The 15,980-nt window shown below is 76.1% G+C and carries 1 protein-coding gene; it reads right to left on the bottom strand.

Features of this window, described 5'->3' with window-relative positions; translation table 11 throughout:
• Positions 1-4 precede the first annotated feature (4 nt).
• Complete coding sequence (locus OG618_RS32940) at positions 5-15,967, bottom strand: SDR family NAD(P)-dependent oxidoreductase (RefSeq protein WP_329491264.1); 15,963 nt, start codon at positions 15,965-15,967, stop codon at positions 5-7.
• Positions 15,968-15,980 lie beyond the last annotated feature (13 nt).

The raw sequence follows: 15,980 nt of genomic DNA, 5'->3' as shown, positions 1-15,980 counted from the left end.
GCGGTCAGCTGCCGAACTCCGTGTCGATGAGGTCGAAGAGCTCGTCGTCGGAGGCGGTGTCGTAGTCGATCTGTTCCTCGGCCGCCCCGCCGCCGTTCGCCGTCGACCAGGCGGCCAGCAGGCCCTGGAGCCGGGTGGCGACCTGGGCGCGGGCCGTGTCACCGGCCGGTGTCTCGGCCAGCATCGCCTCCAGCCTGCTCAGTTCGGCCAGCAGCGGGTGCGAGGCGGCGGTGGCCCCGCCGGACGGGTCCAGCCGGTCGTGCAGGTAGTGCGCGAGGGCCAGCGGCGTCGGGTAATCGAAGACCACCGTGGCCGGCAGGCCCAGGCCCGTCGCCTCCCGGAGCCGGTTGCGCAGTTCGACGGAGGTGAGCGAGTCGAAGCCGGCGTCCTTGAACGCCGTCTCCGGCCTGACCTGCTCGGACCCGGCGTGACCGAGGACGGTCGCCACCCGGGCGCGGACCAGGTCCAGCAGCAGGGCCTGCTGCTCGGCGGGCGCCAGCCCGGCCAGCCGGCGGGCCAGCCCGCCGCCGCCGTCACCGGCGGCCGCCCGGACGGCCTGCCGGCCGGTGCGGACCAGACCGCGCAGCAGCGGCGGGACCCCGCCGCCGAGCGCGGCGTCGGCGCGCAGCGCCCGGAGGTCGAGCTCGACCGGCACCAGCAGGGCCTCGCCGGTGCGCAGCGCCGCGTCGAACAGCGCCGTGCCCGCCTCGGCCGTCAGGGGCCGGACACCGCCGCGGCGGCCGCTCCGGTCCTGACCGGGCCCGTCGGCGGAGCCGTCGGCCTGCGCCCACACACCCCAGGCGAGGGACGTACCGGGCAGGCCTGCCGCGCGGCGCCGGTGCGCCACCGCGTCCAGATAGGCGTTGGCCGCGGCGTAGCCGCCGGTGCCCGCGCCCAGGAAGACCGAGGAGGCGGAGGACATCAGGACGAACGCGTCCAGCTCGGGGGCGAGTTCGCGGCTCAGCTCGTCCAGGTGGCGGACGGCGGTCACCTTCGGCGCGAAGACCCGCGCCATCCGGTCCGGGTCGACCTCGCCGATCACCCCGGCGTCGAAGACCCGGGCGGCGTGGACGATGCCGGTCAGCGGGTGCCCGGCCGGCACGGCGGCCAGGAGCGCCGCGACCGCCTCCCGGTCGGTGACGTCGCAGGCCACCACCGACACCGTGGCCCCGGCGGCCTCCAGCTCGGCGGCGAGCTCCGCCGCGCCGTCGGCGTCCGGGCCGCGCCGGCCCGCGAGGACCAGGTGGCGGACGCCGTGCCGCGCGACCAGGTGACGGGCGGTCAGGGCGCCGAGCGAGCCGGTGCCGCCGGTGATCAGGACCGTGCCGTCCGGGCGGAAGGCCGGTTCGCCGCCGGGCACCTCGCCGGCGGTCCGGGCCAGGCGCGGTACGTGCAGCGCCGTCCCGCGCACCGCGACCTGCGGCTCGCCGAGCGGCAGCGCCGCGGCGAGCGCGGTGTCCAGGTCGTCCGGCGCGGCCGGGTCGAGGTCGAGCAGGACGATCCGGTCCGGGCTCTCGGCCTGGGCCGCTCGGACCAGGCCCCAGACGGCGGCGCCGGCCGGGTCGGTGAGCGCGGCGTCGCCGCCGGCGGGCACCGCGCCCCGGGTCCGCACCACCAGGCGGGAGTCCTCCAGGGTTTCGTCGGCCAGCCAGGACTGCACCACGGCCAGCACCCGGGTGGTGAGCGGGAGGACGGCGTCCTCCCCCTCGCCGTCGGTGACGGCCGTCAGGACCACGACCGGGGGAACGTCCCCACCGGCCGTCAGGGCCGCGAGGTCCGCCTCGGTCGCGACGGCCGCGCGCCGCGGCGCCGTGCCGGTGCCCTGCAGCGGCGCCGGGGGCAGCGCCGTCCAGTCGACCCGGTACAGGCCGTCGTCGTCGGCCGTGCCCGCCGCGGCCGCCAACTGCTCGGCGGAGAGCGGCCGCAGCGTCACCGCGGCTGCCGTCAGGACCGGGCCGCCGGCCTCGTCGACCGCCGCCAGTGCCAGCGTGTCGGGCCCGGCCGCGGTGATCCGCACCCGCAGCGCGGAGGCGCCGACGGCGTGCAGGGCCAGCCCGTGCCACTCCCGCGGCTGCCACGTCCGGTCCCGGTCCGCCGCGGCCGCGTCCCGCAGGGCGGGGTGCAGGGCGGCGTCCAGCAGCGCGGGGTGCAGGCCGAACCGGGCGGCGGTGTCCCGCTGCCCGTCGGGCAGGGCGAGCTCGGCGAACACCTCGTCGCCGCGCCGCCACACCGCCCGGAGGGCGCGGAACAGCGGTCCGTACTCGTGGCCGTGAGCGATGAGTTCGGTGTAGAGGCCGTCGACGTCGACCGGCTCCGCACCGGCCGGGGGCCACGCCCCGGTGTCGAACGGCTCGGCCCCCGCCGTGGGCGCCACCGCGAGGGTGCCGGTGACGTGGCGGGTCCAGGTCTCCGTCGCGTCCTCGTGGGCGGAGTACACCTCGACCTTGCGGGCGCCCTGCTCGTCCGGGCCGCCGACGGCGACCTGGACCCGGACCCCGCCGTGCTCGGGCAGGAGGAGCGGTACCTCGACGACCAGGTCGTCGAGGGTGCCGCAGCCGACCTCGTCCCCGGCCCGGACGGCCAGCTCCACCAGGGCGGCACCGGGGACGAGGACCACTCCCCCGACGGTGTGGTCGGCGAGCCAGCCGTGGGTGCGCAGCGACAGCCGGGAGGTGAACACCAGGCCGTCCGACTGCGGCAGTTGGACGACGGCGCCGAGCAGCGGGTGGTCGGCCCGGCCCTGGCCGAGCGAGGCCGCGTCGGTGGCGGCAGCGCTCCGGAGCCAGTAGTGCTCGTGGTCGAAGGCGTAGGTGGGCAGCTCCAGATGGGTGACCGGAAGGCCGGCGGGCAGGGTCTTCGCCCAGTCCACCTCGACGCCCCGGACGAAGAGTTCGGCGACCGAGGCCAGTACGGTGTGCGCCTCGGGGCGGCCGTCGCGCAGCGCGGCCACCGTGACCGCGCGCTCACCGGCGGACTCCGCGACCACGCCGCTCAGCGCGGCGCCGGGGCCCAGCTCGACGAAGACCGCGTTACCGGGACCGGCCGCCGTGGCGATGCCGTCGGCGAACCGGACCGGGCGGCGGACATGGTCCACCCAGTAGGCGGGATCGGCCAGTTGACCGGGCTCGGCCGGACGGCCGGTGACGTTGGAGATCACCGCGAGCTTGGGCTCACCCCACGAGACCTCGGCCAGGGCGGTGGCGAACTCCGCCAGCATCGGTTCCATCAGCGCCGAGTGGAAGGCGTGCGAGACGGTCAGCTGCTTGACCTTGCGGCCCTGCTCGCGCAGTTGCTCCGCGGCCTTCAGCACGGCCGCCTCCTCACCGGAGAGGACCACCGACGAAGGACCGTTCACCGCCGCCAGATCCACGCCGTCACCGAGGAGTTCGGCCACCTCGGCCTCGGTGGCTGCCACCGCCACCATCGCACCGCCCGAGGGCAGCGCCTGCATCAGCCGGCCGCGTGCGGCGACCACCGCCGCCGCGTCCCCGAGCGAGAGCACCCCGGCCACGTGCGCGGCCGTGATCTCCCCGATCGAGTGGCCCATCACCGCGTCCGGCCGGACGCCCCAGGACTCGATCAGCCGGAACAACGCCGTCTCCACGGCGAACAACCCGGCCTGGGTGTAGACGGTCTGGTCGAGGGATCCGGCCGTGCCGAGCACCACGTCCTTGACCGGGTGCTCGGTCCAGCCCGCCAACTGCGCGTCCAGCGCGGCGCAGGCCGCGTCGAAGGCCTCGGCGAACACCGGGTACCGCTCGGCCAGCTCCCGGCCCATCCCGACCCGCTGCGACCCCTGCCCCGGGAACACCAGCACCGTCCGGGCTTGGCCACCCCCGGCCACGACACCGGCGGCGGACTCCCCGCGCGCCAGGGCGCTCAGCCCGGCCAGCGCCTCCTCCGGCGAACCCGCCAGCACCACCGCGCGCTCCGACAGCAGCGCCCGCTGCGCCAGCAGCGCGGCGGCGATCTCCGCCGTCCCCGCCCCGGACGTCTCGACGAAGGGCGCCAGCCGGTCGGCCTGCCCGGCCAGCGAGCCCGCGCTCTTCGCCGACAGCACCAGCGGGACCACACCCGTCGGCTCGACGGCGGGCCGCTCCACCGCGTTCTCCTCCGGCACCTGCTCCAGGATCAGGTGCGCGTTGGTCCCGCTCAGCCCGAACGAGGAGACGCCCACCCGCCGCGGGCGGCCGGTCTCCGGCCACTCCCGCGCCTCGGTCAGCAGCTCGACGGCGCCCGCCGTCCAGTCCACCTGCGAGGACGGCGCGTCCACGTGCAGGGTGGGCGGCAGCACGCCGTGCCGCAGCGCCTGCACCATCTTGATCACACCGGCCACGCCGGAAGCCGCCTGGGTGTGGCCGATGTTGGACTTCAGCGAGCCCAGCCAGAGCGGCCGCTCCGGGTCACGGCCGCGCCCGTAGGTGGCCAGCAGCGCCTGGGCCTCGATCGGGTCCCCCAGCACGGTGCCCGTGCCGTGGCCCTCCACCGCGTCGATGTCGGCGGTGGACAGGCCCGCGTTGGCCAGCGCCTTGCGGATCACCCGCTGCTGTGAGGGCCCGTTGGGCGCGGTCAGACCGTTGGACGCGCCGTCCTGGTTCACCGCCGACCCGCGGACCACCGCGAGCACCCGGTGCCCCTTGCGGCGGGCCTCCGAGAGGCGCTCCAGCACCACCACGCCCGCGCCCTCGGCCCAGCCGGTGCCGTCCGCCGCGTCCGCGTAGGACTTGCACCGGCCGTCCGAGGCCAGACCGCGCTGGCGGGAGAACTGCACGAACGCGCCGGGGCCGGTCATCACGGCCGCGCCGCTGGCGAGGGCCAGCGAGCACTCACCGGTCCGCAGCGCCTGCGCGGCCAGGTGCATCGCCACCAGGGACGACGAGCAGGCCGTGTCCACGGTGACCGCGGGGCCCTCGAACCCGAACACGTAGGACACCCGGCCCGAGGCCACGCTGCTGCCGGCGCCGGTCGTGACGAAGCCCTCCAGCTCGGCGGGTACGTCGCTGCCCGAGCCGTAGCCCGCGCCCATCAGACCGGAGAAGACGCCGACGTCGGTGCCCTTGAGCGTGGCCGGGTCGATGCCCGCCCGCTCCAGCGCCTCCCACGAGGTCTCCAGCAGCAGGCGCTGCTGCGGGTCCATCGCCAGCGCCTCGCGCGGCGAGATCCCGAAGAAGCCCCCGTCGAACAGCGCCGCCTCGTGCAGGAAGCCGCCCTGGTCCACGTAGGAGGTCCCGGCCTTGTCCGGGTCCGCGTCGAAGAGGCCGTCCAGGTCCCAGCCGCGGTCGGACGGGAAGCCGGACATCGCGTCCCGGCCCTCGCTGACCAGCCGCCAGAGGTCCTCGGGGCTCGCCACACCGCCGGGCAGCCGGCAGGCCATGCCGACGATCGCGATCGGCTCGGACGGGTCGGCGAGCACGACCGCCGGCGCCGCCGCGCCGGTCTCGGCGGCCACGTGGCCGAACTCCTCGTGCAGGTGCCGGGCGAGGGCGAGCGGGGTCGGGTGGTCGAAGACCACCGTCGCGGGCAGCTTCAGACCGGTCGCCTCGCGCAACCGGTTGCGCAGCTCGACGGAGGTCAGCGAGTCGAAGCCGGAGTCGCGGAACGCCGTGTCGGTCTTCACGCCCTCCGGTCCCGCGTGCCCGAGCACGGTCGCCGCGTGGCCGCGGACCAGCTCCAGCAGCAGCGCCTCCTGCTCGGCCACCGTCAGCCCGGTCAGCCGGCCGGCCAGGCCGGCCGTACCGTCGGCCGCCGCCGACCGCGCGGTCTGCCGACTCGCCCGGATCAGCCCGCGCAGCAGCGGCGGCACCTCGCGGCCCGCCGCCGCGTCGGCGCGCATGGACCGCAGGTCCAGCTTGATCGGGACGAGCAGCGCGTCGCCGGTGCGCAGCGCCGCGTCGAAGAGGTCCAGACCTTCGTCCGAGGCCAGCGAACGGCTCCGGCTCCGGCCGGTCCGGGCCTCCTCGGCGGTGTCGAGGTGGGCGGTCATCGCGGTGGCCTGCTCCCAGAGGCCCCAGGCCAGGGACATCGCGGGCAGGCCGGCGGCGCGGCGCCGGTGGGCGACCGCGTCCAGATAGGCGTTGGCCGCCGCGTAGTTGCCCTGACCGGCCGAGCCGAAGACCCCGGCCGCCGACGAGAACAGCACGAACGAGCGCAACTCCGGCGCCAGTTCACGGGTCAGCTCGTCCAGGTGCCGCACCGCGGTCACCTTCGGGGCGAACACACGGGCCAGCCGCTCCGCCGTCAGCGCCCCGAACACCCCGTCGTCCAGCACACCCGCGGTGTGCACCACACCCGTCAGCGGATGCTCGGCCGGGACGCCGGAGAGCAGTGCGGCCACCGACTCCCGGTCGGCCACGTCACACGCGGTGACGGTCACCGTCGCGCCCAGCGCGGTCAGCTCGGCCGCCAACTCCGCTGCGCCCTCGGCCCGCAGGCCGCTCCGGCTGGCCAGCAGCAGATGCCGGACCCCGTGCCCGGTGACCAGGCGCCGGGCCAGCAGGCCGCCGAGGGTGCCGGTGCCGCCGGTGATCAGGACGGTGCCCTCGGGGTCGAACGCCGCGGCCTCGTCGGCCGGGGCCGTGGCCCGGGCGATCCGGGGCACGTACATCGTCGTCCCGCGGACCGCGACCTGCGGCTCGTTGGTGCCCAGCACGGCGGCGAGCACCGGTTCGACGTCCGTCCCGGGGGCGGCGTCGGTGTCGAGCAGCACGATCCGGTCCGGGTTCTCCGCCTGCGCGACCCGGATCAGACCCCAGACCGCGGCGCCCGCCGGGTCCGTCACCGCGGCGTCGCCACCGGCGGGCACCGCACCCCGGGTGACCACGACCAGCCGTGCCGCGTCCAGCCCCCGGGTGCTCAGCCAGGCCTGGACGACGTCCAGCACCCGGGCGGTCAGACCGAGCACCGCGTACTCGTCCGGGCCGTCCCCGACCGCGTCCAGGACGACCACGGGGGGCACGCCCGAGCCGTTGGTCAGCATGGCCACGTGGTCCGGCGAGGCCACCGGCACCCAGGCCGGCGGGAGTTCCAGGCCCGGAGCGGTACCGGTGGGCAGCTCCGTCCACTCCACCCGGAACAGCGCGTCGCGGCCTTCGTCGCCGCCCGCGCTGCCCAGCTGGTCGGCCGAGACGGCGCGCGAGACCAGCGAACGGAGCGTCAGGACGGCTCCGCCGGTCTCGTCGGCGGCCTCCAGCGCGAGCGTCTGCGCGTCGGACCGCACCAGGCGCACCCGCAGCGCCGAGGCACCGGCCGCGTGCAGCCGCAGCCCGTTCCAGCCGAACGGCAGGTGCACCTCGGACTCGTCGCCCGCCCGGTTCACGCCCGTCGGGTCCCCCAGCGCCACGTCCAGCATGACGGGGTGGAGGGCGGCGTCGAGCAGCGCGGGGTGGATGCCGAACCGGCCGGCGGCGTCCCGCTGGTCCTCGGGCAGGGCGACCTCGGCGAACAGCTCCTCGCCGCGTCGCCAGACCGCCCGCACGCCCTGGAACACCGGCCCGTAGCCGTAACCGGCTTGGGCCAGCAGCTCGTAGCCGCCGGTGACACCCAGCTGCTCCGCGTCGGCGGGCGGCCAGGCGGTGAAGTCGAACGCGGGACCGCCGGCGTCCGAGGTCGCCGTCAGGGTACCGGTGGCGTGCCGGGTCCAGGCGTCCGCGCCGGTGTCCCCGGCCGCGTCCTCGCGGACCGAGTAGATGCCGACCCTGCGGGCGCCCGCCCCGTCGGGGCCGCCGACGGCGACCTGGACCCGCACGTTGCCGTGCTCGGGCAGGACCAGCGGGGCCTCGATCACCAGCTCGTCCAGCGTGCCGCAGCCGACCTCGTCACCGGCCCGTACCGCCAGCTCGACCAGACCGGTGCCGGGCACCAGCACGGCGCCGCCGACGGCGTGGTCGGCCAGCCAGGGGTGGGTGTGCAGGGAGAGCCGGGAGGTGCAGAGCACGCCGCCCGTCTCGGGTACCTGGACCACCGCGCCGATCAGCGGGTGGTCGGCGGTGGCCTGGCCGAGCGAGGCCGCGTCGGTGGCCGGGGAGGTCCGCAGCCAGAAGTGCTGCCGGTCGAAGGCGTAGGTGGGCAGGTCGACCTGGGCGGTCTCGGCGCCGGCCGGCAGCACACCGGTCCAGTCGACGGCCACGCCGCGGACGTGGAGTTCGGCCATCGAGGCGAACAGGCGGCGCAGGCCGCCCTCGTCCCGCCGCAGCGTCCCGGTGACCAGGGCCTCGGCCCCGGCCTCGTCCACGATCTCACTGACCGGCTGGACCAGCACCGGGTGCGCGCTCGACTCCACGAACACCGTGTGACCCTGGTCCAACAGCGTCGCGATCGCCGGGCCGAACCGGACCTGACCGCGCAGGTTGCGGTACCAGTACCCGCCGTCCAGCACGCCCGCCTCGTCGATCCACTCGCCCGTGACGGTGGAGAGGAACGGGACCAGCGGGGCCTGGCTGCGAATGTCCGCGAAGGCCTCCGCCAGGGTGTCCTCGATCGCCTCGACATGACGGGTGTGGGAGGCGTAGTCCACCGCCACCCGGCGCACCCGCACCCCGTCGGCCGCCAGCACCTCCAGCGCCTCGTCCAGCGCCTCGGCGTCACCCGCGATGACCACCGAGGCCGGGCCGTTGACGGCCGCGACCTCGACGCGGTCCGCCCAGCGCACCAGCCGCTCGACAGCCTCGCTGTCGGAGAGCGCCACCGACGCCATCCCCCCGCGACCGGCGAGGCTCCCGGCGATCACCTGGCTGCGCACCGCCACGATCCGCGCCGCGTCCTCCAGCGACAGCGCACCCGCCACGCACGCCGCCGCGATCTCGCCCTGCGAGTGCCCGACCACCGCGTCCGGCACCACACCCACCGACGCCCAGACCGCCGCCAGACCGACCATCACCGCGAAACTCGCCGGCTGGAGCACGTCCACCCGGTCCAGCAGCTCGGCCGGCGCGTCCCCGCGCAGCACGTCCTCCAGCGACCAGTCCACCCAGCGCTCCAGCGCCGCCGCGCACGCGGCCGCCCGCTCGGCGAACACCGGCGAGGCGTCCAGCAGTTCACGCCCCATCCCGACCCACTGCGAACCCTGCCCCGGGAACACCAGCACCGTCCGGCTCGCACCGGACACACTGCCCGTCACCAACCCCGGCGCCGACTCCCCGCGCGCCAACGCGGCGAACCCCGCCAGCACCTCGGACCGCGAGCCCGCCACCAGCACCGCGCGCTCACCGAGCGCCGCCCGCCGGGTCGCCAGGACCCCGGCCACCGCGGCCGGTGAGACCGGCGCGGACGCCTCGACGAAGGCCGCCAGCCGCTCGGCCTGCCCGGCCAGCGAGGCCGTCGAGGCCGCCGACACCACCAGCGGCACCACGGCGTCGGGCGCGGCCCCGACCTCGGCCGGGTCCTCCTCGGGCGCCTGCTCCAGGATCAGGTGCGCGTTGGTCCCACTCAGCCCGAAGGAGGAGACGCCCACCCGCCGGGGGCGGCCGGTCTCCGGCCACTCCCGCGCCTCGGTCAGCAGCTCCACCGCGCCGACCGACCAGTCCACCTGCGGCGTCGGGGCCTCGACGTGCAGGGTGGGCGGCAGCACACCGTGCCGCAGCGCCTCCACCATCTTGATCACACCGGCCACCCCGGCCGCGGCCTGGGTGTGGCCGACGTTGGACTTGACCGAGCCGAGCCAGAGGGGTGCCTCCCCGTCCCCGCGCCCCTGCCCGTACGTGGCCAGCAGCGCCTGCGCCTCGATCGGGTCGCCCAGCGAGGTCCCCGTCCCGTGCGCCTCCACCGCGTCGACGTCCGAGGCGGCCAGGCCCGCGTTGGCCAGCGCCTTGCGGATCACCCGCTGCTGCGAGGGCCCGTTCGGCGCGGTCAGACCGTTCGACGCACCGTCCTGGTTGATCGCGCTGCCGCGCAGCACCGCCAGGATCCGGTGTCCGTTGCGCCGGGCCTCGGAGAGCCGCTCCAGCACCACGACGCCCGCGCCCTCGCCCCAGCCGGTGCCGTCGGCGGTCGAGGAGAACGCCTTGCACCGCCCGTCGGGGGCGAGTGCCTTCTGTCGCGAGAACTCCACGAAGGTGTGCGGCGTCGCCATGATCGTCGCGCCGCCGGCCAGTGCCAGCGAGCACTCGCCGGACCGCAGTGCCTGCGCGGCCAGGTGCATCGCCACCAGGGACGACGAGCAGGCCGTGTCCACCGTCACCGCGGGGCCCTCGAAGCCGAACACGTAGGAGACCCGGCCCGAGGCCACGCTCATCGCGGAGCCGGTGGCGGTGAAGCCGCTCAGCTCCGGCGGGATGACGCCGCCGATCCCGTAGCCCTGGGTCATCACGCCGGAGAACACCCCGACGTCCCGGCCCTTCAGCGCGGCCGGGTCGACCCCGGCCCGCTCCAGCGCCTCCCAGGACATCTCCAGCAGCAGCCGCTGCTGCGGGTCCATCGCCAGCGCCTCGCGCGGCGAGATCCCGAAGAAGCCCGCGTCGAAGAGCCCCGCGTCGTGCAGGAAGCCGCCCTGGTCGACGTAGGAGGTGCCGATGTTCTCCTGGTCGTCGTCGAAGAGGCCGCCCACGTCCCAGCCGCGGTCCTCGGGGAAGCCGGACACCGCGTCCCGGCCCTCGGAGACCAGCCGCCAGAGGTCCTCCGGGGTGACCACGCCACCGGGCAGCCGGCAGGCCATGCCGACGATCGCGATCGGCTCGTCGAGGTCGGCCGCCACCACCGTCGGGACGGCGGCAGCGGCGGCGGTGTCGCCGAGCTCCTCGCGCAGGAAGCGGGCGAGCGCGACCGGCGTGGGGTAGTCGTAGACGACGGTCGTGGGCAGGTTGAGCCCGGTCGACTCGCGGAGCCGGTTGCGCAGTTGGACGGAGGTGAGCGAGTCGAAGCCGGCGTCCTTGAACGCCTTCTCCGCCTTGACGTTCGCCGCGCCGGCGTGTCCGAGCACGGTCGCGACATGGGTGCGGACCAGGTCCAGCAGCAGCGTCTCCTGCTCCGCCACCGCCAGCCCGGCGAGCCGGTCGGCCAGCCCGGAGGCGGTCCGGACGGCCCGTCGGCCGACCGGCACCAGGCTGCGCAGCAGCGGCAGGACGCCGCGGCCGGACGCGGCCTCGGCCCGGACGGCGCGCAGGTCGAGCTTGATCGGCACGGTCACGGCCCGGCCGCCGCGCAGGCCCGCGTCGAAGAGGTCCAGGCCCTCGGCCGGGGCGATCGCCAGGAACCCGCCCCGGTTCACCCGGGTCTGGTCGGCCTCGGTGAGGTGGGCGGCCATGCCACCGGCCTGCTCCCAGAGGCCCCAGGCGAGCGACGCGGCGGGCAGGCCGTCGGCGCGGCGCCGGTGGGCGACCGCGTCCAGATAGGCGTTGGCCGCCGCGTAGTTGCCCTGACCGGCCGAGCCGAAGACCCCGGCCGCCGACGAGAACAGCACGAACGAGCGCAGCTCCGGCGCCAGTTCACGGGTCAGCTCGTCCAGGTGCCGCACCGCGGTCACCTTCGGGGCGAACACACGGGCCAGCCGCTCGGGCGTCAGCGCCCCGAACACCCCGTCGTCCAGCACACCCGCGGTGTGCACCACCCCGGTCAGCGGGTGCTCGGCCGGGACGCCGGAGAGCAGTGCGGCCGCCGACTCCCGGTCGGCCACGTCGCAGGCGGTGACGGTCACCGTCGCGCCGAGATCCTCCAGCTCCGCCGCCAACTCCGGTGCGCCCTCGGCGCCGAGACCCCGGCGGCTGACCAGCAGCAGGTGCCGGACGCCGTGCCCGGTGACCAGGTGCCGGGCCAGCAGCGCGCCCAGCGAGCCGGTGCCGCCGGTGACCAGGACGGTGCCCTCGGGGTCGAACGCGGCGGGCCCGTCGGTCGCGGCGCCGTCGGTGGCGCGGACCAGGCGCGGCGCGGACAGGGCCGCCCCCCGGACGGCGACCTGCGGCTCACCGGTGGCCAGCACGGCGGCGAGGACGGCACCGAGGTCGGTGTCGGCCTCGGTGTCGGTGTCCAGCAGCACGATCCGGTCCGGGTTCTCCGCCTGCGCGACCCGGATCAGACCCCAGACCGCGGCACCCGCCGGGTCCGTCACCCCGGCGTCGCCACCGGCGGGCACCGCACCCCGGGTGCGCACCACCAGTCGGGAGCCTTCGAGGCCGGACGCGGCCAGCCAGGACTGCGCGACCGCCAGCACCCGGCCGGTCAGACCGAGCACCGCGTGCTCGCCCGTACCGTCCCCGACCGCGTCCAGGACCACCACGGACGGCGCCGGCGCGCCGTCGGCCGGGGCGGCGAGCGCGGCCACCTCGGCCGCACCGGACAGCACCGTCCACCGCACGGCGGCCGGAGCGGCGGCCGGGGGCAGCTCGGTCCACTCCACCCGGAACAGCGCGTCGCCGCCGGTCGCGCCCGCCGAGGCGGCCAACTGCTCGACGGCGACGGGGCGGAGCGTCACGGAGTCGGCCGCCAGCACGGCGGCACCGGTCTCGTCGGCGGCCTCGAAGGCCAGCGTGCCGGCGCCGAGCCGGGCCAGGCGCACCCGCAGGGCCGCCGCGCCCGTGGCGTGCAGCACCAGCCCGCTCCAGCGCAGCGGCTGCCACAGCCGGTCGGCGTCGGCCGCCACGGTGTCCCGCAGGCCCGGGTGCAGGGCCGCGTCGAGCAGCGCGGGGTGGATGCCGAAGCGGTCGGCCTCGTCGTGCTGGTCCTCCGGCAGGGCGACCTCCGCGAACAGTTCCTCGCCGCGCCGCCAGAGCGCCCGCAGGCCCTGGAACGCCGGGCCGTAGGCGTAGCCCTGGGCGACCAGGTCGGGGTAGAGGTCACCGAGGTCGACCGGCTGCGCGCCGGCCGGGGGCCAGGCGGTGAAGTCGAACTCCGGGCCGTCGGCGTCCTTCGTCGCCGTCAGGGTGCCGGTGGCGTGCCGGGTCCACGCGTCCGTGGCGTCCTCGCGGGCGGAGTACACCTCCACCGTGCGGGCGCCGTGCGCGTCGGGGCCGCCGACGGCGACCTGGACGCGGACCCCGCCGTGCTCGGGCAGGAGGATCGGCGCCTCGACGACCAGGTCGTCGAGGGTGCCGCAGCCGACCTCGTCACCGGCCCGGACGGCCAGCTCCACCAGCGCCGTGGCGGGGACGAGCACGACCCCGCCGACGGCGTGGTCGGCGAGCCAGTCATGGGTGCGCAGGGAGAGCCGGGAGGTGAACACCAGGCCGTCGGACTGCGGCAGTTGGACGACCGCGCCGAGCAGCGGGTGACCGGCGCCGGTCAGGCCCAGGGCCGCCGCGTCGGTCACCGAGGCCAGCATCCGGAGCCAGTAGTGCTCGTGGTCGAAGGCGTAGGTGGGCAGCTCCACCCGGGCGGCGCCGGCTCCGGCGGGGAGGGTCTTCACCCAGTCCACCTCGACGCCCCGGACGAAGAGTTCGGCCACCGCGGCCAGCAGGGTGGGCACCTCCGGGCGGCCGTCGCGCAGCGCGGCCACCGACACGGCTCGGCCGTCGACCGTCTCGTCCACCACGCCGCTCAGTGCCGCGCCGGGGCCGAGTTCGACGAACACCGCGCCACCGGGGGTGGCCGCCGTGGCGATGCCGTCGGCGAACCGGACCGGGCGGCGCACATGGTCCGCCCAGTAGGCGGGATCGGCCAGTTGGCCCAGGTCGGCGACGCGGCCGGTGACGTTGGAGATCACCGCGAGCTTGGGCTCGCCCCACGACACGTTGGCCAGGGCGGTGGCGAACTCCGCCAGCATCGGTTCCATCAGCGCCGAGTGGAAGGCGTGCGAGACGGTCAGCTGCTTGACCTTGCGGCCCTGCTCGCGCAGTTGCTCCGCGGCCTTCAGCACGGCCGCCTCCTCGCCGGAGAGGACCACCGACGACGGGCCGTTCACCGCCGCCAGGTCCACGCCCGCACCGAGGAATTCGGCCACCTCGGCCTCGGTCGCGGCGACCGCGACCATCGCGCCGCCCGAGGGCAGCGCCTGCATCAGCCGGCCGCGCGCGGCGACCACCGCCGCCGCGTCCGCCAGCGAGAGCACCCCGGCCACATGGGCAGCCGTGATCTCCCCGATCGAGTGGCCCATGACGGCGTCCGGCCGGACACCCCAGGACTCGATCAGCCGGAACAGCGCCGTCTCCACGGCGAACAACCCGGCCTGGGTGTACACGGTCTGGTCCAGCGATCCGGCCGTGCCCAGCACCACGTCCTTGACCGGGTGCTCGGTCCAGCCCGCCAACCGCTCGTCCAACGCGGCACACGCAGCCTCGAAGGCCTCGGCGAACACCGGGTACCGCTCCGCCAGCTCACGGCCCATCCCGACCCGCTGCGACCCCTGCCCCGGGAACACCAGCACCGTCCGGGCCGGGACCGAGCCGCTGCCCGTCACCAGCGCGGCGTCGGACTCCCCGCGCGCCAGCGCGTCCAGCCCCGCCAGCGCCTGCTCCGAGGAGCCCGCCAGCACCACCGCGCGCTCGGACAGCAGCGCCCGCTGCGACACCAGCGCGGCGGCGACGTCCGGGAGTTCCTGCTCCGACGCACCGACCAAGGCGGTCAGCCGCTCGGCCTGACCGGCCAGCGACCCGGCGCTCTTCGCCGAGAGCACCAGCGGCACGGCCCCGGCCCCCGGTGCGGCCTCACCCGCGAGGGGCTCCACCTCGTCCTCGGGCGCCTGCTCCAGGATCAGGTGCGCGTTCGTCCCGCTGACCCCGAAGGAGGAGACCCCGGCCCGGCGCAGCCGGTCCACCTCCGGCCAGGGCCGGCTGCGGTCGAGCAGCTCGACCGCGCCGACCGACCAGTCCACCTGGGAGGACGGCGCGTCGACGTGCAGGGTGGCGGGCAGCACGCCGTGCCGCAGCGCCTGCACCATCTTGATCACGCCCGAGACACCGGCCGCCGCCTGGGCGTGGCCGATGTTGGACTTCAGCGAGCCCAGCCAGAGCGGACGCCCGGGCTCGCGCTCCTGGCCGTAGGTGGCCAGCAGCGCCTGCGCCTCGATCGGGTCGCCCAGCACCGTGCCGGTGCCGTGGCCCTCCACCACGTCCACGTCGGCCGGGGTGAGCCCGGCCGCCGCCAGCGCCTTGCGGATCACCCGCTGCTGGGAGAGGCCGTTGGGCGCGGTCAGACCGTTGGACGCGCCGTCCTGGTTGACCGCGCTGCCGCGCAGCACCGCGAGCACCCGGTGTCCCTTGCGGCGGGCCTCGGAGAGCCGCTCCAGCACGACCACGCCCGCGCCCTCGGCCCAGCCGGTGCCGTCCGCCGCGTCCGCGTAGGACTTGCACCGGCCGTCCGAGGCCAGACCGCGCTGGCGGGAGAACTCCACGAAGGTGTGCGGTGTCGCCATCACGGTCGCGCCGCCGGCGAGTGCCATCGAGCACTCGCCGCGGCGCAGGGCCTGCGCGGCCAGGTGGATCGCCACCAGGGACGAGGAGCAGGCGGTGTCCACGGTGACCGCCGGGCCCTCGAACCCGAACACGTAGGAGATCCGGCCCGAGGCCACGCTGCCCGCCGCGCCCGTCCCGGCGAAGCCCTCCAGCTCCGGCGGCACGTTGCCGCCGAAGAAGTAGTCGACGCCCATGATCCCGTTGAACACCCCGACGTCCGCGCCCTTGAGCGAGGTCGGGTCGACGCCGGCGCGCTCCAGCGCCTCCCAGGAGGTCTCCAGCAGCAGGCGCTGCTGCGGGTCCATGGCGAGCGCCTCGCGCGGCGAGATCCCGAAGAACTCGGCGTCGAACTTCCCCGCGTCGCGCAGGAACCCGCCCTGCGCGACGTAGGAGGTGCCGGCCTTGTCCGGGTCGTCGTCGAACAGCGCGTCCAGGTCCCAGCCGCGGTCGTCCGGGAACGCCGACACGCCGTCCCGGCCCTCACTGACCAGCTGCCACAGGCTCTCGGGGCCGGTCACGCCGCCGGGCAGGCGGCAGGCCATGCCCACGATCGCGACCGGCTCGTCCGCGTTCCGCTGGACCTGCTTGCGCAGGTCGTGCAGTTCGGCCGTGACACGCTTGAGGTACTTGAGGATCTTCTCGTCCGTGGCCATCGTCAATTCCTCA

The organism is Kitasatospora sp. NBC_01246 (assembly GCF_036226505.1).
Classification (GTDB): domain Bacteria; phylum Actinomycetota; class Actinomycetes; order Streptomycetales; family Streptomycetaceae; genus Kitasatospora.
The sequence above is the reverse complement of the archived record's forward strand: the minus strand, read 5'-3'. Positions and strand labels throughout refer to the sequence as shown.

Bases quoted from the DNA above. Each gene is read 5' to 3' on its own strand.
- OG618_RS32940 (WP_329491264.1), bottom strand. From the start codon at position 15,967: ATGGCCACGGACGAGAAGATCCTCAAGTACCTCAAGCGTGTCACGGCC.